The organism is Kitasatospora phosalacinea (assembly GCF_030268885.1).
GTDB classification, from domain to species: domain Bacteria; phylum Actinomycetota; class Actinomycetes; order Streptomycetales; family Streptomycetaceae; genus Kitasatospora; species Kitasatospora phosalacinea_C.
In genome coordinates this window covers 760,113-779,411 of record NZ_BSSA01000001.1, presented here as the reverse complement: position 1 = coordinate 779,411, position 19,299 = coordinate 760,113, and the positions used below count along the sequence as shown (strand labels likewise).

At 75.7% G+C, this 19,299-nt stretch carries 17 protein-coding genes; 13 read left to right on the top strand and 4 right to left on the bottom strand.

Features of this window, described 5'->3' with window-relative positions:
• The first annotated feature begins 127 nt into the window (after nucleotides 1–127).
• From QSK52_RS03400 to QSK52_RS03355, 10 genes are all read left to right on the top strand, one after another.
• The gene (locus tag QSK52_RS03400; protein WP_285733327.1) at nucleotides 128–844 is read left to right on the top strand and encodes a formyltransferase family protein; all 717 of its coding nucleotides are present in this window, start codon (nucleotides 128–130) and stop codon (nucleotides 842–844) included.
• Between the two features lie 82 nt (nucleotides 845–926).
• Entirely contained in the window at nucleotides 927–1,904 is a 978-nt protein-coding gene (locus QSK52_RS03395) for a sigma-70 family RNA polymerase sigma factor (RefSeq protein ID WP_285733325.1), read from the top strand.
• Nucleotides 1,905–2,092: 188 nt separating this feature from the next.
• Nucleotides 2,093–3,292 carry an acyl-CoA dehydrogenase family protein gene (locus tag QSK52_RS03390; RefSeq protein WP_285733323.1) on the top strand — a complete coding sequence of 400 codons (1,200 nt, stop codon included), beginning with the start codon at nucleotides 2,093–2,095 and terminating at the stop codon, nucleotides 3,290–3,292.
• A gap of 116 nt (nucleotides 3,293–3,408) precedes the next feature.
• Entirely contained in the window at nucleotides 3,409–4,083 is a 675-nt protein-coding gene (locus QSK52_RS03385; RefSeq protein WP_285733321.1) for a methyltransferase family protein, read from the top strand.
• On the top strand, nucleotides 4,080–4,730 hold the full coding sequence (locus QSK52_RS03380) for a nitroreductase family protein (protein WP_285733319.1): 651 nt from the start codon (nucleotides 4,080–4,082) through the stop codon (nucleotides 4,728–4,730). The genes QSK52_RS03385 and QSK52_RS03380 overlap by 4 nt, the downstream gene beginning before the upstream one ends.
• Nucleotides 4,727–7,531, top strand: coding sequence for a PEP/pyruvate-binding domain-containing protein (locus QSK52_RS03375; protein ID WP_285733317.1), 2,805 nt, complete (start codon nucleotides 4,727–4,729; stop codon nucleotides 7,529–7,531). Before QSK52_RS03380 ends, QSK52_RS03375 begins: the two co-directional genes overlap by 4 nt.
• Entirely contained in the window at nucleotides 7,528–8,442 is a 915-nt protein-coding gene (locus tag QSK52_RS03370; RefSeq protein ID WP_285733315.1) for a hypothetical protein, read from the top strand. Before QSK52_RS03375 ends, QSK52_RS03370 begins: the two co-directional genes overlap by 4 nt.
• Complete coding sequence (locus QSK52_RS03365; protein ID WP_285733314.1) at nucleotides 8,439–9,677, top strand: cytochrome P450; 1,239 nt, start codon at nucleotides 8,439–8,441, stop codon at nucleotides 9,675–9,677. The genes QSK52_RS03370 and QSK52_RS03365 overlap by 4 nt, the downstream gene beginning before the upstream one ends.
• A 26-nt stretch (nucleotides 9,678–9,703) precedes the next feature.
• Nucleotides 9,704–10,726 carry a ketoacyl-ACP synthase III family protein gene (locus QSK52_RS03360; RefSeq protein WP_285733311.1) on the top strand — a complete coding sequence of 341 codons (1,023 nt, stop codon included), beginning with the start codon at nucleotides 9,704–9,706 and terminating at the stop codon, nucleotides 10,724–10,726.
• A gap of 57 nt (nucleotides 10,727–10,783) precedes the next feature.
• On the top strand, nucleotides 10,784–11,554 hold the full coding sequence (locus tag QSK52_RS03355; RefSeq protein WP_285733309.1) for an AfsA-related hotdog domain-containing protein: 771 nt from the start codon (nucleotides 10,784–10,786) through the stop codon (nucleotides 11,552–11,554).
• Between the two features lie 86 nt (nucleotides 11,555–11,640).
• Here QSK52_RS03355 and QSK52_RS03350 read toward each other — a convergent pair whose 3' ends face one another.
• Together QSK52_RS03350 and QSK52_RS03345 are read right to left on the bottom strand one after the other, a co-directional pair.
• Nucleotides 11,641–12,462: an SAM-dependent methyltransferase gene (locus QSK52_RS03350; RefSeq protein WP_285733306.1), complete on the bottom strand. Its 822-nt coding sequence runs from the start codon at nucleotides 12,460–12,462 to the stop codon at nucleotides 11,641–11,643.
• 126 nt (nucleotides 12,463–12,588) lie between these two features.
• The gene (locus tag QSK52_RS03345; RefSeq protein ID WP_285733304.1) at nucleotides 12,589–14,160 is read right to left on the bottom strand and encodes a GMC family oxidoreductase; all 1,572 of its coding nucleotides are present in this window, start codon (nucleotides 14,158–14,160) and stop codon (nucleotides 12,589–12,591) included.
• 210 nt (nucleotides 14,161–14,370) lie between these two features.
• On the opposite strand from QSK52_RS03345, the gene QSK52_RS03340 reads away from it, so the two are divergent.
• Nucleotides 14,371–14,976: a TetR/AcrR family transcriptional regulator gene (locus QSK52_RS03340; protein WP_285733301.1), complete on the top strand. Its 606-nt coding sequence runs from the start codon at nucleotides 14,371–14,373 to the stop codon at nucleotides 14,974–14,976.
• On the opposite strand, the gene QSK52_RS03335 is transcribed toward QSK52_RS03340, so the two are convergent.
• Nucleotides 14,891–16,276, bottom strand: a complete 1,386-nt coding sequence (locus QSK52_RS03335; RefSeq protein WP_285733298.1) for a carotenoid oxygenase family protein — start codon at nucleotides 16,274–16,276, stop codon at nucleotides 14,891–14,893. The two genes, QSK52_RS03340 and QSK52_RS03335, sit on opposite strands and share 86 nt — an antisense overlap.
• 80 nt (nucleotides 16,277–16,356) lie before the next feature.
• On the opposite strand from QSK52_RS03335, the gene QSK52_RS03330 reads away from it, so the two are divergent.
• Nucleotides 16,357–16,998 (top strand): TetR/AcrR family transcriptional regulator, encoded by a 642-nt coding sequence (locus QSK52_RS03330; protein WP_285733296.1) that lies wholly within the window; start codon nucleotides 16,357–16,359, stop codon nucleotides 16,996–16,998.
• 85 nt (nucleotides 16,999–17,083) lie between these two features.
• On the opposite strand, the gene QSK52_RS03325 is transcribed toward QSK52_RS03330, so the two are convergent.
• Nucleotides 17,084–18,055, bottom strand: a complete 972-nt coding sequence (locus QSK52_RS03325) for a hypothetical protein (protein WP_285733294.1) — start codon at nucleotides 18,053–18,055, stop codon at nucleotides 17,084–17,086.
• A 216-nt stretch (nucleotides 18,056–18,271) separates the two neighbouring features.
• Here QSK52_RS03325 and QSK52_RS03320 point away from each other — a divergent pair, with 216 nt between their 5' ends.
• Nucleotides 18,272–19,255, top strand: a complete 984-nt coding sequence (locus tag QSK52_RS03320) for a DUF1702 family protein (protein ID WP_285733292.1) — start codon at nucleotides 18,272–18,274, stop codon at nucleotides 19,253–19,255.
• Nucleotides 19,256–19,299 lie beyond the last annotated feature (44 nt).

Here is a 19,299-nt window from a genome sequence, read left to right as displayed (position 1 = left end):
GACCGCCCCTACGCTCGTGGCCACGGCACTGCCGCAGCCACGAGCGCAGGGGCGGGCCGCTGTCGCCGCCGCTGCCGCCGGCGCAGCCATCCAGCCACAGCCACAGCCACAGCCATCAGGAGGCCCCGTGAACATCTACCTGTCCGGCCAGGGGGGGTTCGCCGTCACCGTGGCGGAAGCCCTGGTCGAGGAGCACAAGATCGTGGGGGTGGCCGCGCCGCGCCAGCGTCGGCGGCTCGCCCCGGGCCAGGGCCCGGAGGACGACGCGAACCCGATGACCTGGGACCGGCTGCGGTCCTGGGCGTACCCGCGCGGCATCGACTGGACGCCGTCCACCGACCTGCGGGCGCACCACGTACCGGACTCCACCGACATCATCCTGGCCGCGCACTCGCACGCGTTCATCGGTCGCCGCACCCGGGCCCGCGCCCGGGTGGCCGCGATCGGCTACCACCCGAGCCTGCTGCCGCTGCACCGGGGCCGGGACGCGATCCGCTGGACGATCCGCGACGGCGACCGGGTGACCGGCGGCTCGGTCTACCACCTGACCGAGCGCACCGACGCGGGCCCGATCGCCGCCCAGGAGCACCTGCTCGTGCCGCCCGGCTCCACCGTCGAGTCGCTGTGGCGCGATCACCTGACGCCGCTCGGCGTGCGCCTGATCCTGCGGGTGGTGAACGACCTGGAGCGCGGCCACCGCGTCGAGGTCGAACAGGACGAGTCGCTGGCGAGCTGGGAGCCCGCAATGGGCGTCGCCCCGCTGTTCAAGCCCGAGCTGATCGAGCTGCCCGTCCCGGGCTCCGGCGCGGTGCGGGGAGACCGGTGGGCCCTGAACGGGTTCTGACCCCCCGTCGGCCCCTGCGCGCGGTACAGTCGTCCGGCCGTGCGGACACCACGGCCGTGGTGAGGGCCGGAAGGGGCGCGCGGTGACCGCAGGAGACGTTTTCGACCGCCGCCTCGCGCCGTACCGGTCGGAGCTGCTGGCGTACTGCTACCGGATGCTCGGCACCGTGCACGACGCCGAGGACCTGGTCCAGGAGACCTACCTGCGGGCCTGGCGGGCGCGCGAGCAGTACGACGAGGCCCGCAGTTCGCTGCGCACCTGGCTGTACCGGATCGCCACCAACGCCTGCCTGACCGCGCTCAAGGGCTCGGCCCGGCGGCCGCTGCCGTCCGGGCTGGGGTCGGAGAGCGACCCGCTCGACCCGCTGGTCCGCGGCGACGAGGTGCCCTGGCTGCAGCCGTTCCCGGACTCGCTGCTCGGCAGCGGCGACCCGGCCGGCACCGTGATCGGCCGCAGCAGCCTGAGACTGGCGTTCGCCGCCGCCCTGCAGCACCTGTCGGCCCGTCAGCGCGGCGCGCTCATCCTGCGGGACGCGCTCGGCTTCTCGGCGGCCGAGTCCGCGGACATCCTCGGCACCACGGTGGTGTCGGTCAACAGCTCCCTGCAGCGGGCCCGGGCCCGGCTCAAGGAGGCCGGGATCGAGCACGAGTCCCTCGGCGAACCGCTGGCGGCCGAGCAGCGGGCCTGGGTGGACCGCTACATGAAGGCCTTCGAGAACGCGGACGTGGAGAGCCTCAAGCGGCTGCTCACCGAGGACGTCCTGATGGAGATGCCGCCGATGCTCAACTGGTTCACCGGCCGGGACAGCTACGGCCGGTTCATGGACTGGGTGTTCGAGAAGTCCGGCACGGACTGGCACCTGGAGCGGATCGGCGCCAACGGCCAGCCGGGCTTCGCCGCCTACCGGCGCACCGAGGGGGGCTACCGGCTGCACACCCTCCAGGTGTTCACCGTCACCGCCGACGGCATCAGCCGCACCTCGGTGTTCCAGGACCCCGCGGTGTACGCCGCCTTCGGCCTGCCGACCGAGCTCGACGCGCACGGGCTGCCCCGCTCCTGAGCGGCGCTGTCGACGTCCGCCCGCTCCGTCGGCCGGACCCGTCCGCCCGGTCCGTCCCGCCGGTCCCAGAGGGCACGATGGGAGGAGTCCGCTCCCGGTGGTCCGTCCGACACTGGTGTCCCCTCCCGGATGCCCGCCCCCGTCGACGACGGCGCGCGGCTCGGGCCGGACCGAAGGAGCGACCCCCCATGAACGACCGTCTGAAGCGTTACCGGCTCCCGGAAGCCGCCCCCTCCCCCGAGCAGCGCGAGTGGCTCGCCCGGGTCGACCGGGTCGCCCCGGTGGTCGAGGCGCACCGGGACGCGGCCGAGCGCGACCGGAGGATGCCGCGGGAGGTCTACGAGGCCCTGCGCGACGCCGGGTTCACCCGGATGTGGGTCTCCCGGGCGTTCGGCGGCGAGCAGGTGTCGCTGACCTCCGGGATGCACGCCCTGGAGGCGCTGGCCCGGCTCGACGCCTCGGTGTCCTGGCAGATAGGCGTCCAGGGCGCCATCGGCCGGCTGTCCGACTACCTGCCGGAGGCGACCTCCCGGGAGCTGTTCCTGGAGAGCGGGGGCTTCGCGGTCGGCGGCGTGAAGCCCTCCGGCCTGGCCCAGCCGGTGGACGGCGGCTGGCTGCTGCGCGGCGAGTGGGCGATGGGCTCCGGCGCGGCGCACGCCGACTGGCTGGTGTGCACGGCGCTGGTCTGCGAGGACTGGCAGCCGGTGCAGACGCCGACCGGCCCGGACATCGTGATGCTGTACGTCCCCGCCTCCGAGGTCCGGGTCGAGGACACCTGGTACACCGTCGGCCTGCGCGGCACCGGCAGCAACCACTTCCGGGTCGAGGAGCGGTTCGTCTCCGACGCGTACGCCGTCCGCAAGGGCCGGATGGTCCAGGCCCCGCCGGAGCGGGACTCCCGGGCCTACCCCATCGGGTACTTCGACTTCGGCCCGTTCTCCACCGCGCCGGTGGCGCTCGGGGTGGCGCAGGACGCGCTGGACGCGTTCTGGACCACCGCCCACGCCAAGACCCCGGCCAGCGGCACCCGGAAGCTGGCCACCAACCACGTCGTCCAGGACCGGTTCGCGCGCGCCGAGGCGGCGCTGTACTCGGCCCGGCTGCTGCTGTTCGAGGCGGCCCGGCAGGTGGAGGAGTCCGGTACGGCCGGTGACGACCTCAGCTCGCTGGTCCGGCTCGCCTCGGCGACGGTCGGCGAGGCCGCGACGGCGGCTGTGGAGACCGCGTACACGCTGGCCGGGACGACCTCGCTGTACACCTCCAGCCGGTTGGAGCGGGCCTTCCGGGACGTCAACTCGGTCACCAAGCACATCGCGCTCTCCTACTCGCACTTCGAGACCGTGGGCGCCTACCTGCTCGGCGAGGAGCCGCTGGTGATGCGGCGCTAGCCGACGCGGCCGGGGCCGGCGGGGAACCGGGCAATACGCGAGAAGTCCGCCGTGCCCGGCCGCACCAGACTGGTCCCCCGCCACGCCGCCGCGATCGAGAGCCGAGGTGCCGCCCCATGAGCGACGACCCGTTGAGCGCACCGGGTCCCCGGACGGGGCGGTCCACCGCCCTGATCGGACCCGCCCTGTTCGGTCTCGGACTGGTGGTGAACGCTGCCGGGCTGGTGGTGAACCTGCGCCGCGACGGGCAGCCCCTGCACTGGTGGGCCGTCGCGTTCGTGGTGGCGAACCTGCTGTGGCTGCTGCACGAGATGCCCGTGACGCTCGGACGGCCGGACGCGCCGCCGCACGAGGTGGTCACCCTGGTGGTGTACGGCTGCACCCGGTTCACCACGGTCGCGGCGTCCGTCCTGGCGCCGGTCGCGTGGGACCGCGCCCTGCCGTGGCTGCCGGTGGCCGCCGCGCTCTACCTCGGCGGCATCGCGCTGCGGCTGGTCGCGATGCGCACCCTGGGCCGCTTCTACTCGCACTACGTGATCCGCCGCGACGACGACTCGATCGTCCGCACCGGTCCGTACCGGGTGATCCGGCACCCGGCGTACGCGGGCATGCTGACCGCCCACGTCGGTCTGGTGCTGTTCTTCCTGAACTGGCCCGCGGTGCTGGCGCTGGCCGCGTTGGCGGCCGTGCTCGCCTGGCGGATCCGGGTCGAGGAGCGGGCGCTGCTGGCCATCACCGCCTACCGCGACTACGCGTCCGGCCACTCCCGTCTGGTGCCGGGGCTGTGGTGAGCGCGGCGCTCGACGCCCCCCAGCTGACCTGCGAGGAACTGCTGACCACGACCCGCGCGGTGCGTCGCGGCCTGGACCTGGACCGGCCGGTGCCCCTGGAGGTGGTCAAGGACTGCCTGCGGATCGCCCTCCAGGCGCCGAACGGCTCCAACCGGCAGGACTGGCGCTGGATCGTCCTCGCCGACCCGGACCGGCGCGCCGAGGTCGCCGCGGTCTACCGGGCCGCCTTCCACCGGCGTTTCCCCGCACGGCCCGACCGGCCCGCGCCGACCGCCCGCTCCGTGGTCGGCGCGGGGCGCGAGCTGGCCGAGAAGCTGCACCGGGTGCCCGTCCTGCTGCTGCCCTGCCTGGAGCTGGGCGAGCGTCGGCTGACGGCCGACAACCAGGCCGGGGTGTGGGCCTCGCTGGCGCCCGCCACCTGGAGCTTCATGCTGGCCGCCCGCACCCGGGGGCTCGGTACCGTGCTGACCACCGTCCACCTGGACGCCGAGGCGGAGGTCGCCGCGCTGCTCGGCCTCCCGCCGGGCGTGCGGCAGGGCGGGTTGCTGCCCGTCGCGTACGCCCGCAAGACCCGGTTCCGGCCCGGACCGCGCCGACCGCTGGACGAGGTGCTGCACCTCGACGGCTGGAACGGGGCCCGCGGATGAGCGCCCCGGCCGACGCGGTGCCGCTCGAACCGCCCCGCGAACCGCGCCCGCCGCGCCTCCCCGACCCGCGCCTCGAACCGCACCTCGAACCGCCGCTCGGTCCGCTGCACGGCGCGGACCTGCTCGACGCGACCGTGACGGGGCACAAGTTCGCCCGGCTGGAGTCGATGCGGCAGGCCGGTTTCCCGGTGCCGGAGCTGTTCGGGCTGCCCGCCTCCGCGTTCGACCTGGCCACCGCCGGGCTGCGCGCCGGGCTCGCTCCCGCGCCGTCGGGCGGTGACCCGGCGGCCGTCCGCGCCTGGACGGACGCGGCCTGGGCGGCCGCCGCCGACCTGCGGGTGCCCGAGCCGCTGGCCGCCCGGGTGCTGGCGGCCTTCGACGCACTGGCCGGTCCGGACGGGCTGGTCGCGGTGCGCGCCTGCGTGGTGCCCGCGCCGGGCCTGCCGGGCGAGGACGACGAGGGCGATCCGTTCGCCGGGATGAGCGACAGCTTCCTGTACGTCCCGCGCGCCGACCTGCTGGACCGGGTGGCACGGTGCTGGGCGTCCGCCTACCGACCGCAGGCCGCGCACTACCGGCTGCACCGCGGCGGCGACCCGGCCGCCGTCCGGGTCGCGGTCGGCGTGCAGCGGATGGCCCCGGGCGTCCGGTCGTTCGTGGCGTTCACCCGCGACCCGCGGGACGGCGGCCGGCGGCACGTGGTGGCCGCCGCGCACGGGATCGGCGAGGGCGTCGTCCAGGAGCGCGCCGACGTCGACCACTTCTTCGTCGCCCGCCCCGGGGGCGGGGTCCGCTCCCGGCTCGCCCACAAGCGGCGGATGCTCGGCCCGCCCGTGCCCGGCGGCCCCGGCGGCCCCTCGCCGCTGGAGGTGCCCGCCGAACTGGCCGACGAGCCGGTGCTGGACGGGGCGCAGCTCGCGCGGGTCACCGCGGTGGCCGAGCGGATCGAGGAGCACTTCGGCGGCCCGCAGGACATCGAGGGGGCGTTCACCGCGGACGGCGGGCTCCACGTGCTGCAGGCCAGGCCGATGGTCCTGCCGGAACCGGGCGCGGCGCCGGTCCGGTGGAGCAACCACAACATCACCGAGAGCTACCCGGGGGTGTCCGGGGCCCTGACCTACAGCGTGGCCCGGGTGTTCTACCGGTCGATCTTCACCGACCTGTACCGGCGGATGGGCGTCCCCGAGGAGCGGCTGCGCACGCAGGCGCACCGCCTGGAGCGGATGGTCGGCCTGCACGGCGGCCGGGTCTTCTACCGGATCGACGACTGGTACGAACTCCACGGCCAGCTACGGGAGTTCGAGTTCGTCCGGGGCTGGTGGGAGCACGCCATGGGCCTGGCCGCCGACCCGCGGCGGCCGCTGGAGCCCGGCTGGCGCCGCCGCGCCCTCGCGCTCGCCCCGTCCACGGTGCGCCGCCTGCTGCGGCACCCCGCCGAGGTCCGCGGCCTGCTGCGCTGGTGGGACGCGCTCGCCGCGTCCGGCGCGGGGCTCGACGACTGGGGGCCGGAGGAGCTGGTCGCCTTCCACCGGCGGATGTGGGCGCAGGTCGGGGCGCGCTGGGGCACCACGCTGACGAACAGCTTCCTGACCATGCAGGTCACCGTCGTGCTGGACGCGCTGCTGCGGCGCTGGGCCGGACAGCGCGACCACGTGCTGATGACCGGCCTGCTCGCGGGCGGCCCGGAGAACCGGTCGCTGGCGGCGCTGCGCTCCGGGCTGGCGCTGGCCGAACTGGTCGGCGCGGATCCGCGGGCCCGGGCCCGGGTGCTCGGTGCCGGGGACGCCGCCGCCCGCCGGGAGGCGTGGGAGGAGCTGGTCGGCGGCGCGTACGGCCCCGGTCCGGCCCGGGCCGCCGCCGAGCACCTGCGGCGTTACGGCGACCGGGCGGCCGGCGACCTCAAGCTGGAGCTGCCGACGCCCCGCCAGGACCCGGGCATGGTGCTGGACATGGTGGCGCCGCTGGTCCGCCGGGGCCGCACCGTCGAGGGCAGCCGGGCCGACGAGCGGCGGGTGCGCGCGGCCGCCGAGGAACGGCTGCGGAGTTCCTGCCGGGGCCCGGTGCGCCGGGCCGTGCTGCGGGCGCTGGCCGCCCTGGTGCGCTCCATGGTCAAGGTGCGCGAGGACACCCGGTTCTGCCGCACCGAGCTGTACGGCCTGTCCCGGCGGATCCTGCTCCGGCTCGGCGCGCTGCTCGCCGGTGCCGGTCACCTGGACCGCGCCGAGGACGTGTTCGACCTCACGGTGGAGGAGGTGCTCGGCGCGTTCGACGGCACCCTGCCGGGCGCCCGGCCGCGCGAACTGGCGGCGCTGCGCCGGGCCGAACGGGAGCGCTGCGCACAGCGGCCCGCCCCCGCCACCGACCTGGTCACCGCGGCCGGGGTGCCGCTGGCCCCGGCCGTGCCCGCGGACGCCCCCGACGGGGCCGGCGGTCCGGGCCGGGAGCAGGACGGGAAGGACGGGGAGGACGGGGTGCTGCGCGGCCTGGCCTCCAGCGCGGGCCTGGTGCGGGCCCGCGCCCGGGTGGTGCTCGACCCGGACGTCTCCCCCGAGTCCTGCCGGGACGCGGTCCTGGTGGCCCGGGAGACCGATCCCGGCTGGCTGTTCCTGATGACCGCGGCGAAGGGCCTGGTGGTCGAGCGCGGCACGATGCTGTCGCACACCGCGATCACCGGCCGCCTGCTCGGGGTGCCGACGGTGGTGGCGGTGTCCGGTGCGACGACCCGGATCCCGGACGGCGCCTGGGTGGAACTCGACGGCGCCGCGGGCACGGTGCGGCTGGTGGAAGGACCGCACCGGTGACCGCCCGCCGGCTGGTCCGCTACCTGGCGGGCAGCTTCCCCCCGCTGTTCTACCTGCCCTACGCGCTGTCCTGGGCGCTGGGCGGCTCGGCGCTGTTCGTGCTGGCCGATCCGCACCTGGCGGGCCGGTGGCCGGGCCGGGCGACGGCGGCGACCGCGGCGAGCTTCGTGGTGCTGGTGCTGCTGATGCGCGCCGTGGACGACCTGCGCGACCTGGACTACGACCGGGTGCACAACCCGCGCCGCCCGCTGGCGTCCGGCGCGGTCCTGCCGCGGGACCTCGCCGTGCTGATCGCGGCGGGCGCCCTCGCCGTGCTCGCCCTGAACGCCCCGCGCGGGGCCGCGGTGACGGCGGCGGCCCTCGCGCCGCTCGGGTACGCGCTGCTCCTGCTGGGGCTGGACCTGCGCCGGGGGTGGCCCCCGGGCGACGACCTGGTGTTCGGCGCCCTGCTCGGCCTGCCGGTGCAACTGCTGCTCAACGGCTACCTGGGCGCGGGCGTGCTGCACGACGCCGGTTCGGCGCCCGGTCGGCACGACCTGCTGCCGGTCCTGGCCGCCGTCGCGGTGTTCGCGCACCTCGAGTACGGGCGCAAGCTGACCCGTCGCCCGGCACCGGGCGAACGCAGCTACGTCACCGCGTACGGGGTCGGCGGCACCGCCGCGGCGGCGCTGGCCGGGGCCGGGCTGTCGGTGGTCCTGGGCCTGCTGCTGACCCGGCCGTGGGCCGGTGGCGCGGGCGCCGGGCCGTGGGGGTGGCTGCTGCTGGCCCCGCTGGTCCTGGTGGCCCACGGCGCCCACCGGTTCTTCCGGCGGTCGGCGGTGCGCTGGCCCGCGGGGTCGGCGGCACTCTTCCTGATCTGCACCTTCCTGGCCTACCTGGCCGTCGCCCTGCTCGGAAAGGACGCGCGTTGAGTTCCGAGGCCCTCCCCGGCTTCCCGTTCCCCGCCTGCCCGGGGGCGCGCCCGCCGGCCCGGTACGCGCAGCTGGTGGCCGAACCCGGCCTGCCGCGGGTGCTGCTGCCCAGCGGTGTCGAGGCGCTGCTGGTCACCCGGTACGAGGAGGTCCGGACGGTGCTCTCGGACGACCGCTTCAGCCGGGAGGCGTTCCCGGGACGGCCGATGTTCGCCCGCTCCCCCGAGTCGATCTCCCTGGCGGTGAGCGACCCGCCGGTGCACACCCGGCGCCGCCGGGCCGTGCTGCCGGACTTCACCGCCCGGCAGGCCCGGCGGCTGGCGCCGCGGGTGCGCGAACTGGCCGAGCGGGCCTCGGACGGGCTGGCGGCGCTGCCGCAACCGGCCGACCTGGTCGAGGGGTTCACCGCGCCGTTCGCGCTGTCGGTGGTCACCGAACTGCTCGGCATGCCCGCCGCGGACGGACAGCGGCTGCGGCCCCTGATGGCCGCCATGACCTCGGTCGGCGGCCGGACGCCCGAGGAGGTCGCCGAGGCGCACCGGCAGGTGCAGGAGTACTTCGCCGACCTGGTCGACCAGCACGTGGCCCGGATCGCCGCGGGCCGTCCGGGGGCGGACGTGCTCAGCCGGCTGCTCACGGCGCCGCAGGACGGGCGGCTGAGCCGCCGGGAGGTCGTGGTGTTCGGCGCGGGCACGCTGATGGCGGGCTTCGAGACCACCGCCAACCAGCTCGCCATGACCGTGCTGACGGTCCTCCGGCGGCCGGGCCTGGCCGGGCGGCTGCGGTCCGATCCGGCGGCGCTGGAGCGCGCGGTGGAGGAGACGCTGCGCTGGAGCGCGCTGATCGGCACCGGCGGGGCGGCGCACGTGGCCCTGGCGGACGTCCGGGTCGGCGAGGTGCTGGTGCGGGCCGGCGAGGTGGTGGTGCCGCTGCACGACGCGGCCAACCAGGACGCCGCGGTGTTCGAACGACCGGAGGTGTTCGACCCGGGGCGGACGGACAACCCGCACCTCGCGTTCGGCCACGGCCGCCACCTGTGCCTGGGCGCCCCGCTGGCCCGCACCGAACTGCGCACCGGCCTCGCCGTCCTGCTGGACCGCTTCCCCGACCTGCGCCCGGCCGGGCCCGAGGAGTCGCTGCGCTGGCGGGAGGACGCGTTCATCCGCGGCCCGCTGGCCCTCCCCGTGCGCTGGGACGCCCCGTCCCGCCCGGCCGCGGGCGGTGGTGCCGGGTGAGGACGCCGGGGCTGTGGATCGCCGGTGTGGGCACGCACCTGCCACCGGTGGTGAGCGCCGAGGAGGCGGTCGCCCGCGGGTGGTACGACGCCGGGACGGCCGAGCGGAGCGGGTGGACGGGGGCCGCCGTGGCCGGTGAGCTGTCGGCCCCGGAGATGGCGGTGCTGGCGGCGACGGCGGCGCTGGAGCGTTCCGGTCACCCGCCGGACGACGTCGCGGTGCTGCTGCACGCCTCGACGATGGCGCAGGGGCCGGAGGCGTGGCCGCCGCAGAGTTACGTGCAGCGCCGCACGGTGGGCGGGGACGCCCCGGCGCTGGAGGTCCGGCAGGCGTGCAACGGGATGCTCGCCGGGATGGAGCTGGCCGCCCGTTGGCTGACCGCGGACGCCCGGCCGGCCGCGCTGGTGACCGGCGCGGACAACTTCGGGCTGCCGTTGATCGACCGCTGGCGCTACGCCGAGGGCGCGGGCACCGACCGGCTGTCGGTGCTCGGTGACGCGGGTGCCGCGGTGGTGCTCTCCCGGCGCGGCGGGTTCGCCCGGCTGCTGGCGGTGGGGACGCTGTCGGTGCCCGCGCTGGAGGAGATGTACCGCGGCGGTCTGCCGCTGTTCCCGCCGGAGCAGTCGCTCGGGCGGCCGGTGCGGATCGGCGAGCGGCTGCGGCGGTACCGGGAGACCGATCCGGCGTCGTCGGCCGCGGCCCGCCGGTCGCTCGACGCCGCGCGGCTCGCGCTGGGCACCCGCACCCTCGCCGAGGCGGGCGTCACCGCGGACCGGGTCACCCGGGCCACGCACGTGTTCTCCGGTGGCGCGGCGTACCTGGAGAGCGTGCTGGGCCCGCTGGGCATCGACGCCTCGCGGGGCCTGCTGGAGTTCGGCCGCACGGTGGGTCACCTGGCCACCTGCGACCACGTGGTGGGCCTGGAGCACCTGGTGCTGACCGGCGCGGTGGGGCCCGGCGACCACGTGCTGATGATGAGCAACGGCGGCGCCTCGCTGGCCTGCGCCGTCGTCGAACTGGTCGCCCGGCCCACCTGGGCCGGGCCCTGACCGCACGGCCGGGCCCCACACCCCTGTTCGCACCCGACCGGAAGGAACGTCCCGACGATGAACGACGGTCCCGATTCCCGCACCCTCGTCCTGGTGGGCGACCGCTTCGCGCCGTTCGCGGCCCACGGAGGCGTCACCACCGTCGGCGCCTTCCTCGCCGCGGTCCGCGCGGGCCGTTACGACGGTCCGGGCGGACCGGTGGTGGTGCGGGTCGGCCAGGGGGTGGACGAACGCGACCTCGCCCTGGTCCACAGTGCCGCCGGCCGGTCGGCGTCCGGCCGGGTGCAGGTGGAGCCGCACCCGGGGGGCGTGCTGCCGCAGGTGCGGGAGGTGCACAAGCGGGTGTCGCAGAACGTGCTGGTCGCGGACGTCCGGCAGGTCGCGGAGCACGTGTTCCGGGCCGCGTTGCGGCTGCACAACGACAACGAGCTGCTCCTGGACCACCAGGGCAGCCGGCACGTGCAGGGCATGGTCGCGGTGGAGGCGGCCCGGCAGCTGTTCCTGACGGTCAGCGAGCGCTACTACGCGGTGCACCGGCCGGAGCTGCGCTACAGCTACCTGCTGACCCAGCTCTCCACCCGGTTCGAGAGCCCGCTCTTCCCGGTCGACGCGACGGTCGAGGCGGTCGTCCTGCGCGCCGACCTGGCGGACCCGCAGCGGCTGTCCTTCGGTCACCGGATCGAGGTCCTGCAGGCGGGCCGGGTGACCAGTTCGACCCTGCTGGAGGCGGTCGCGCTGCCGGAGGGGCGCAGCGACGCGCGCGAGGACCGGTTGACCGACCGGGTGCTGGCGGGGGCGTTCGGGGCGGAGCGGGAGCCGGTCAGGTAGCGGACGTGCCACGGGCCGTACCGGACCACCGGGGGTGGTCCGGTACGGCCCGTGGTGGCCGTGCCCGGCGGGTCGGGGCGTGCCGGTCAGGCCTTGCGGGCCAGGCCGCACCACATCGGCATCGGACGCGGTCCGGCCTCCCCGGCCTCGGGCCGCCAGTCGGGCAGTTCGACCACACCGGGCTCGACCGGCTCCAGGCCGGCGAAGTACAGCTCGGCGGCCTCCTCCCTGGTCCGGCGGACGACCGACTCGCCCCACTGCTGGTTGAGCAGTTCGAAGGCCTCGTCCATCGCGGCGTCCTCGCCGACCCGGGCGAACTGGGAGAAGGCGACGTGGCTGCCGGACGGGACGGCGTCCACGATGCGCTTCATCAGCTCGGCGGGGCCCTGGTCGTCGGGGAAGAAGTGCAGGATGCCGAAGAGGATGACGCCGATCGGCCGGTCGAAGTCGAGGACGGTCCGCGCCTCGTCGAGGATGCGGTCGAGGTCCTTCACGTCCGCGTGCAGGTAGCGGACCTCGTCCTGCGGCAGGTCGGCCAGCAGGTGACGGGCGTGCGCCACCACGACCGGGTCCTTGTCCACGTAGACGGTGCGGGCGTCGGGGACGATGCTCCGGGCCACCTGGTGGGTGTTGTTCATCGTCGGCAGCCCGGTGCCGATGTCGAGGAACTGCCGGACGCCCTCTTCGGCGGCCAGGTGGCGGACGATCCGGACCAGTGCGCCGCGGGCCGCCTGGATGTCGACCCGGACGTCGCCGCCGGGCCAGGACGCGAACGCGTACTCGGCCGCGGCCCGGTCGGCCGGGAAGTTGGCGGTGCCGCCCAGCATCAGGTCGAACACCCGGGAGACGTGCGGGACCTCGGGGTCGACGCCCTCGATCTCACCGGGAGCCGCGTTTTCCACTGCCATTTCCGTTCCTTTCCGAAAGGCCGCGCCGAACGGGCGGCCGGGTGTTTTCCGGTGGCGTGAGAATTTTCCCGCCCGGGCCGTCCGCGGATTTCTCCGAGAATGCCCAGCGGGATTTCCGGCGCGGGGTCAGCCCTCCCGGAGCGCTTCGGCGATCCGCTCCCCGATCAGCACGGTGGTCAGCGCGGTGTTGGCACACACCATGGACGGCATCACCGAGGCGTCCGCCACGTGCAGGCCGGTGACGCCGCGGACGGCTCCGAACTGGTCCACCACCGCGTCGGGGTCGTCGGCCGGGCCCATCCGCAGGGTCCCGGCGGGGTTGAAGGCGGTGTCGACGGTCGTCCCGACGTACTCCCGCAGCCGTTCCTCGTCGTGGACGGCCTTCTCGTCCAGGGCCACCACCCTCTCGGCCTGCGCGCCGATCCCGGCCGAGTTCGCCAACTGCCAGCAGGTGCGCACCGCTTCGGCGAACAGGTCGTGGTCGCGCGGGTCGGTGAGGTAGCCGAGGTCGACGTGCGGGGCGGTGCGCGGGTCGGCGGAGGTCAGGGTGACCCGGCCGCGGGAGTGCGGGCGGCGGACCACCGCCATGATGCCGAACACCCCGTCGGTGCCCGCGTCGGCGCGCAGCCGCGGGAAGTGGTGGGCCAGGTTGAAGTGGTTGACCATCGCGTAGTACATGTCGTTGAAGCGCTCCGTGCCGGTGCCCGCGGCCGCGGCCGGCGCGGTGGTGCGCAGCACGATCTGGCCGGTGGAGGCCCGTTCGTCGGCCGCGCCGGGACGGGGTGCCAGGAAGACGCCGATCCGGGGCTGGTCGACCAGGCCCCCGCCGACGCCGGGCAGGTCCGCCCGGACGGGGACGCCGAGTTCCGCGAGGTGCCCGGCGGGGCCCACGCCGGAGCGCAGCAGGACCGCGGGCGAGCCGATCGCCCCCGCCGCGAGCACGACCCGGCGCGCCGTCAGGACGCGTTCGGTGTCGCCCTCCAGGATCCGCACGCCGCGGACGGCCCCGTCCTCGATCAGCACCCGGTCGACCAGGGCGTCGGGGACGACGGTCAAGTGGGGGCGGTCGACGGCGGGCCACAGGTAGGCCATGGCGGTGGAGACGCGTTCGCGGGCGTCGCGGCGGTTGGACGGGATGGGGCCGACGCCCGTGGACAGCGGGTGGTTGTGGTCGGCGGCGTAGGGGTGGCCCGCCTCCAGGCAGCCGTCGAGGAACAGGCGCTGCACCGTGGTGAGTTCCTCGGGGCGCCAGCGGCGCACCGGGATCGGGCCGCCGGTGCCGTGGTGCGGGTCGGCGCCGAAGTCGAGGTCGTCCTCCAGGGCGCGCAGCCGGGGCAGTGACTCGTCCCAACTCCAGGCCGGGTTGCCCAGGGCGGCCCACTCGTCGAGGTCGGCGGGGGTGGCGCGGATCATCACCGTGTTGCCGATCGCGGAGGAGCCGCCGGTGACCTTGCCCTGCGGGAGGGCGGTGCGGCGGTCGGCGGTGAGCCGGGCGGACAGGCCCCAGCCGTGCCGGGCCAGCGACATCGCGTTGCCGTTCAGCAGGTCGGCGGGGGTCTGCTCGCGGGTGGCGTAGTGCGGGCCGGCCTCGACGAGGGCCACCCGCCGGGAGCCGTCCTCGCTGAGCCGGGCCGCGACGACGGCCCCCGCGGTGCCCGCGCCCACCACGATGTCGTCGAAGGATTCTGAGGCGACCATGCGCTGCTCCCGGTTCGGTGCGGTCGAATTCCCGCACCGTATCGCCGGGCCGGTCGAGCGGACTTCTCGCGGGTTGCCCGCCGGGACGGGCCGGGAAATTCGTGCACGCGCCAACGGGTTCCGCGGGAGACTCGCGCGGCCGGGCACGCTCGGAGAAGTCCGGGCGGCCTCCGGCGGGTGACGCTCGGCGCGGGAGGTGGCGCCGTGCGGATGACAGCGGATCAGCGGCGGGAGACGGTGGTGCGGGTGGCGGTCGGGGTGTTCGCCCGGCGGGGCTTCCACGCCGCCACGACGACGGAGATCGCGGAGCGGGCCGGGGTGTCGCAGCCCTACCTGTTCCGGCTGTTCGCGACCAAGCGCGCGCTGTTCCTGGCCGCCGCCGACCTGTCGACGGGCGACGCCGCCCGGGCGTTCTCGGCCGCGGCCGAGAACGCCCGGGGCTCCGCCGCGCTGCGGGCCGGGGAGCGGGCCTGGCGGCGGATGGTCGGCGCCGGGAGCCCCTTCGCCTTCCAGTGGCAGTTGCACGCGGCGGCGGCCTCCGACCCGGTAATACGGGGCGCGGCGGCCCGGCACTGGGGGGCACTGTGGCGGACGGTGGCGGCGGCGACCGGCCTGCCCGACCCGGCGCTGGCCGCGTTCTTCGGCCGGGTCCTGCTGGTGGGCGCGACGACCGCGCTGCGGCCGGGGCCGGTGCCCGGCGGCGCCCCCGCGCCGCGTCCGGGGTCGGCGGTCACCAGCGCGACGGGACCCACTGGGCGTGGAACCCGTGCGGCACCCGCACCGGCAGCGGCACGGTCGCGACCGGCGGCCCGGTGAAGTCGGCGGTATCCACCACGGCCAGTTCGCTGCGGTCGGCGGCCGGGTCGTACACCAGGGTCAGCAGCCAGCCGTCCCCCTCCGGGGCCAGGGCGTGGCGCGGCACGAAGACCGCCTCGCCGCCCTGTCGGCCGTCGGCGAAGGCGTGCCGGTCGGTGCGGCCGGTGGTGAGGTCGTGCCGCAGCAGCGCGGGGCCGCACAGGGCCGCGCCGTCGCCGGGGACGAGTTCGACGGTGAAGGCGTAGCGGTACGGCAGTCCGGTGCGCCGCTCGTCGATGCGCGGGAACTCCTGCACCCGGCCGTCGAGCCGGTGCTCGACCACGGCGCCCTCGCGGGGGTCGAGGGTCCAGCGCCACAGCGCGGGCGCCGACTCGCTGGGGCGCAGCCGGTCGCGGTCGAAGGCCCGCTCGTGGCGGATCACGTCGACGGTGATCCGGCCGTCCGCGTCCTCGAAGGCGTTGACGGGGTGGAAGACGAAGCAGGGCGGGACGTCCAGCCACAGCGCGGCGGATCCCGGCCGGCCGCGGGGGACGATGCCGATCCGGGCGTCGCGGTCGGGCCGCCAGCTGTACGGCACGGGCGAGCCGGCCCGGGCCTCGGCGGGATCGTGGGCGACCGGCAGGTCGAACAGGACGGCGTGGCGCTCGGTGAGCGCGAAGGCGTGCATCCAGGGGCGGCCCTTGACCGGCACGGGCAGCGCCTCGCGGACCTTCCCCTCGACGTCGACGGTGAGCAGGAGGGCGCCGTCCCCGGCCGGGTCGACGGCGACGGCGTGCAGCTCGCCGGTGACCGGGTCGGTGAGCGGGTGGGCGCCGAACCCGCCGGGCAGGGTGCCGTCGAAGTCGGTGCGGGCGAGGGTGCGCAGCCCGGGGTCGAGGACGAGCGGCAGGGTGCCGCCGTCGGTGACGGCCAGGGTGCGGCCGGCGTGGTGGACCAGGTTGGCGTTGACGTGGCCGTCGAGGCCCCGGCGCGGTCCGGGGGTGGGCAGTTCGCCGAGTTCGCGGCTGACGGTGCCGTCGCGCAGCCAGCGGTTGCGGTACCAGTGGGCGCGGCCGCCGCCGAGGCGCAGTCCGTGCACCATGCCGGCGCCGGCGAAGGCGTGCTGGACGGCGGGGTCGTGCTCGCCGCGGGCGTTGGGGCCGATCCGCAGGAAGGTGCCGTCGAGCTCCGGCGGCAGGGTGCCGCGGACGGCCAGGTCGGCGTGCGCGGTCTCGTCGGCCACCGGCCGGTAGCCGGGTCCGAGCAGGTGGGTCGTGCTGTGCGGGTGGCTCTTCGTGGTGTGGCCGGTGGCGCTGGGCATGGTCGCCCCCTCCAGTCGATAGCACCGTTACATAACGCCGTCATTGATTAGGTTCACAGGCGGCTGACATACTGTCAAGGGTGAGTCCACGCAAGGTTGACCCCAATCTCGGCGCCCAGCTGATCGAGGCGGCGGCCCGACTGCTCAGCGAAGAGGGCCCGGCCGCCCTGTCCACCCGCAAGCTGGCGGCCACCGTCGGCACCTCGACCATGGCGGTGTACACCCACTTCGGCGGCATGGACGACCTGGTGCGGGCCGTGGTCCGTGAGGGCTTCACGCTGCTCAACCGACGGCTGGAGTCCGTCGAGGAGACCGACGACCCGGTCGCCGACGTGGTCGCGCTCGGCTGGGCGTACCGGGCCAACGCCCGCGAGCACCGGCACCTCTACAACGTGATGTTCGGCGGCTCCAGCCTCAGCGGCTTCTCCCTCACCGACGCCGACCGGCAGCACGGCCGCTACACCCTGGACGCCCTCGTCCGGGCGGTCAAGCGCTGCGTGGCCGCCGAGCGCTTCCTGCCCTCCGACCCGGAACTGGTGGCCCACCAGCTCTGGATCGCCCTGCACGGCCTGGTCACCCTCGACCTCGGCGGCTACCTGGTGGAGCCGTTCACCGCGGACACCTGCTTCGAGGCGCAGGTCTGCGCCATGGTCCTCGGCGCGGGCGACGACCCGGCGCGGGCCCGGGAGTCGGTGGCCCGGGGCGCGCTGCGGCCGGTCTGACGCCGCGGGCCCCGTACGGCGGAATGGCGGCGGGCCCGGACCTCCTGGGAGGTCCGGGCCCGCCGCCGTCGCGGGGCGGTGCGCGCTACGCGTTCCAGGGGGCCTTCGGCCACCAGATGTAGTCGAAGTTGCCGAGCAGCCGGACGTCCCAGTAGATCACCGTGAACGCGCCCGCCACCAGGAACGCGGTCGCGGTCAGCGTCGCCGCCCGGCCCGGCTTGGTGGCCAGCCAGCGCTGCACGGGCCGGCCGAGGGCGAAGGACAGCACCAGGAAGAGCACCGCCATCACCAGGACGTTGCCGATCGACTGGAGCGAGAACGCCACCGCCCCGTACAGCGGGTTGTGCTCCTGCGCCGCGTGCCGGAACAGGTTGCGGAACAGCGGGTAGGGGCGGCCGATCAGGAAGCCGCCGACCATCGCCCCGACCAGCACCAGGGGGGCGTTGGGGAACCGGCGGGCCACCCGGGCCAGCGGGTCGGGCAGGACCCCGGCCGCGGCCAGCCCGATCGCCACCATCGCCAGGCCGATCACGCCGAACACGATCATCGCCTGGAGGATCCGCGGCGAGATCGTCCCGTGCGTGGACGCGGTCGAGAACTGCGGCATGTGGGTGCCCACCAGCCCGACCAGCACGCCGTAGGCCGCGGAGACCGGCAGCATGCCGACCGTCACCCAGCCCAGTGGGCGCAGCGCGTGGACCAGTCGCTGGCGGCGGGTCAGGCTCATCTGCCCGACCAGCGGGCCGACCGCGCCGAACACCGCCACGTTGCAGGCCGTGAACGAGCCGGCCAGGCCGGAGACGAAGGCGAACAGCACGCCAGCGGCGATGCCGCTCAACGGGGTGGACTTGGCGTCGTGGCCCAGGAGGTGGTTGGCGGTGGTGAAGCCGATCTCGTCGTCGGCCAGCTTCGAGGACCAGGCGTAGGCGAGCAGCAGCCCGCCCAGCAGGCCCAGCAGGACGACCAGGGCGCGGCGGCGCGGGAACAGGCCGTTGACGAACAGTGAGGTGGCGCGCGGCGGCGCCTTCACCGTCCGGCCCGTGATGGTCTCGGTCACGTGGGATCTCCTCAGCTCACAGGGGCCGCGCCTGAGGGAGCGTCAGGGGCGGGTGGCGCGCGGGGCGTGACAGAGTGTCGTGGATCGCCCCTGCCCGGTGACTACTTCCGTGTTGCCCGGCATCGGCACGGTCGGAGAAGCCCGGCGCCGCACGGCGCCCAAGCATGTAACCGGAGAGCTGCGGCCATCCGGGCGCGCGGCGGGCGGGAGGCAGTGATGAGCGGAGGCTGGCGGGCGGTCCGACGACGCCTGTTGACACCGAGCCACGACGAGACGAAGTTGTCGACCAGGGGCTTCCACCTCAAGGACGAGGCGGCGCGGACCAACCTGGAGACCGTCGGCGGGACCTTCCTGGACGGCTACGCGATCGCCGTCGAGGCGCGCGACCAGGACGAGGCGCACCGTCGGCTGGAGCGGATCCCGGTGCGCTACCGGGGTTTCGCCTACGAGGGCGCGGCCATGGGCCTGGCCATGCTGGACGGCCTCCCGCTGCCCGGCACGGGCCGGGTCGCGGAGTTCCTGGCGGGCCACGGCGCGCCGCACGACTACATGGTGCACGTCGGGGTCGGCTGGGCGATGGCCCGGCTGCCCCGCTTCCGCTGGGCCTCGATCGCCCCCGCCGACCCGCTGCTGCGCTGGCTCGCCCTGGACGGCTACGGCTTCCACCAGGCGTACTTCCGCACCGCGCGGTACGTGCGCGCGCACCACCGGGAGGTCGACTTCCCCTGGCCCGGCGACGAGACCCGGCGCTACGCCGGGCGCGCCGTCGACCAGGGCATCGGCCGGGCCCTGTGGTTCATCGGCGGCACCGACTCGGCCGTGGTCGCCGACCTGGTCGACGGCTTCCAGGAGGACCGGCACGCCGACCTGTGGGCCGGGGTCGGCCTGGCCGCCTGCTACGCCGCCGGGGCCACCGACGCCGAACTCCGGCTGCTCCTGGACCGGGCCGGAGCGCACCGGCCCCACCTCGCCCAGGGGGCGGCCTTCGCGGCCACCGCCCGGGTCGAGTCCGGGCTGCTCACCGAGCACGCCGAGGCCGCCACCGCGGTGCTCTGCTGCCTCACCCCGCAGCAGGCCACCGCGGTGTGCGCGCAGACCCGTCCGCGGCCGGCCGTGGACGGCGCGCTGCCCGCCTACGAGGTGTGGCGGCGGGCGATCTCCGAACGGATCGCCAGCGGCACCACCGGAGCCCGCTCATGACCGCCGAACCCGCCGCCGGACCGACCCCGGCCACCGAACCCGCC

Bases quoted from the DNA above. Each gene is read 5' to 3' on its own strand.
- QSK52_RS03390 (WP_285733323.1), top strand. From the start codon at position 2,093: ATGAACGACCGTCTGAAGCGTTACCGGCTCCCGGAAGCCGCCCCCTCC.
- QSK52_RS03385 (WP_285733321.1), top strand. From the start codon at position 3,409: ATGAGCGACGACCCGTTGAGCGCACCGGGTCCCCGGACGGGGCGGTCC.
- QSK52_RS03375 (WP_285733317.1), top strand. From the start codon at position 4,727: ATGAGCGCCCCGGCCGACGCGGTGCCGCTCGAACCGCCCCGCGAACCG.
- QSK52_RS03355 (WP_285733309.1), top strand. From the start codon at position 10,784: ATGAACGACGGTCCCGATTCCCGCACCCTCGTCCTGGTGGGCGACCGC.
- QSK52_RS03350 (WP_285733306.1), bottom strand. From the start codon at position 12,462: ATGGCAGTGGAAAACGCGGCTCCCGGTGAGATCGAGGGCGTCGACCCC.
- QSK52_RS03345 (WP_285733304.1), bottom strand. From the start codon at position 14,160: ATGGTCGCCTCAGAATCCTTCGACGACATCGTGGTGGGCGCGGGCACC.
- QSK52_RS03340 (WP_285733301.1), top strand. From the start codon at position 14,371: ATGACAGCGGATCAGCGGCGGGAGACGGTGGTGCGGGTGGCGGTCGGG.
- QSK52_RS03335 (WP_285733298.1), bottom strand. From the start codon at position 16,276: ATGCCCAGCGCCACCGGCCACACCACGAAGAGCCACCCGCACAGCACG.
- QSK52_RS03320 (WP_285733292.1), top strand. From the start codon at position 18,272: ATGAGCGGAGGCTGGCGGGCGGTCCGACGACGCCTGTTGACACCGAGC.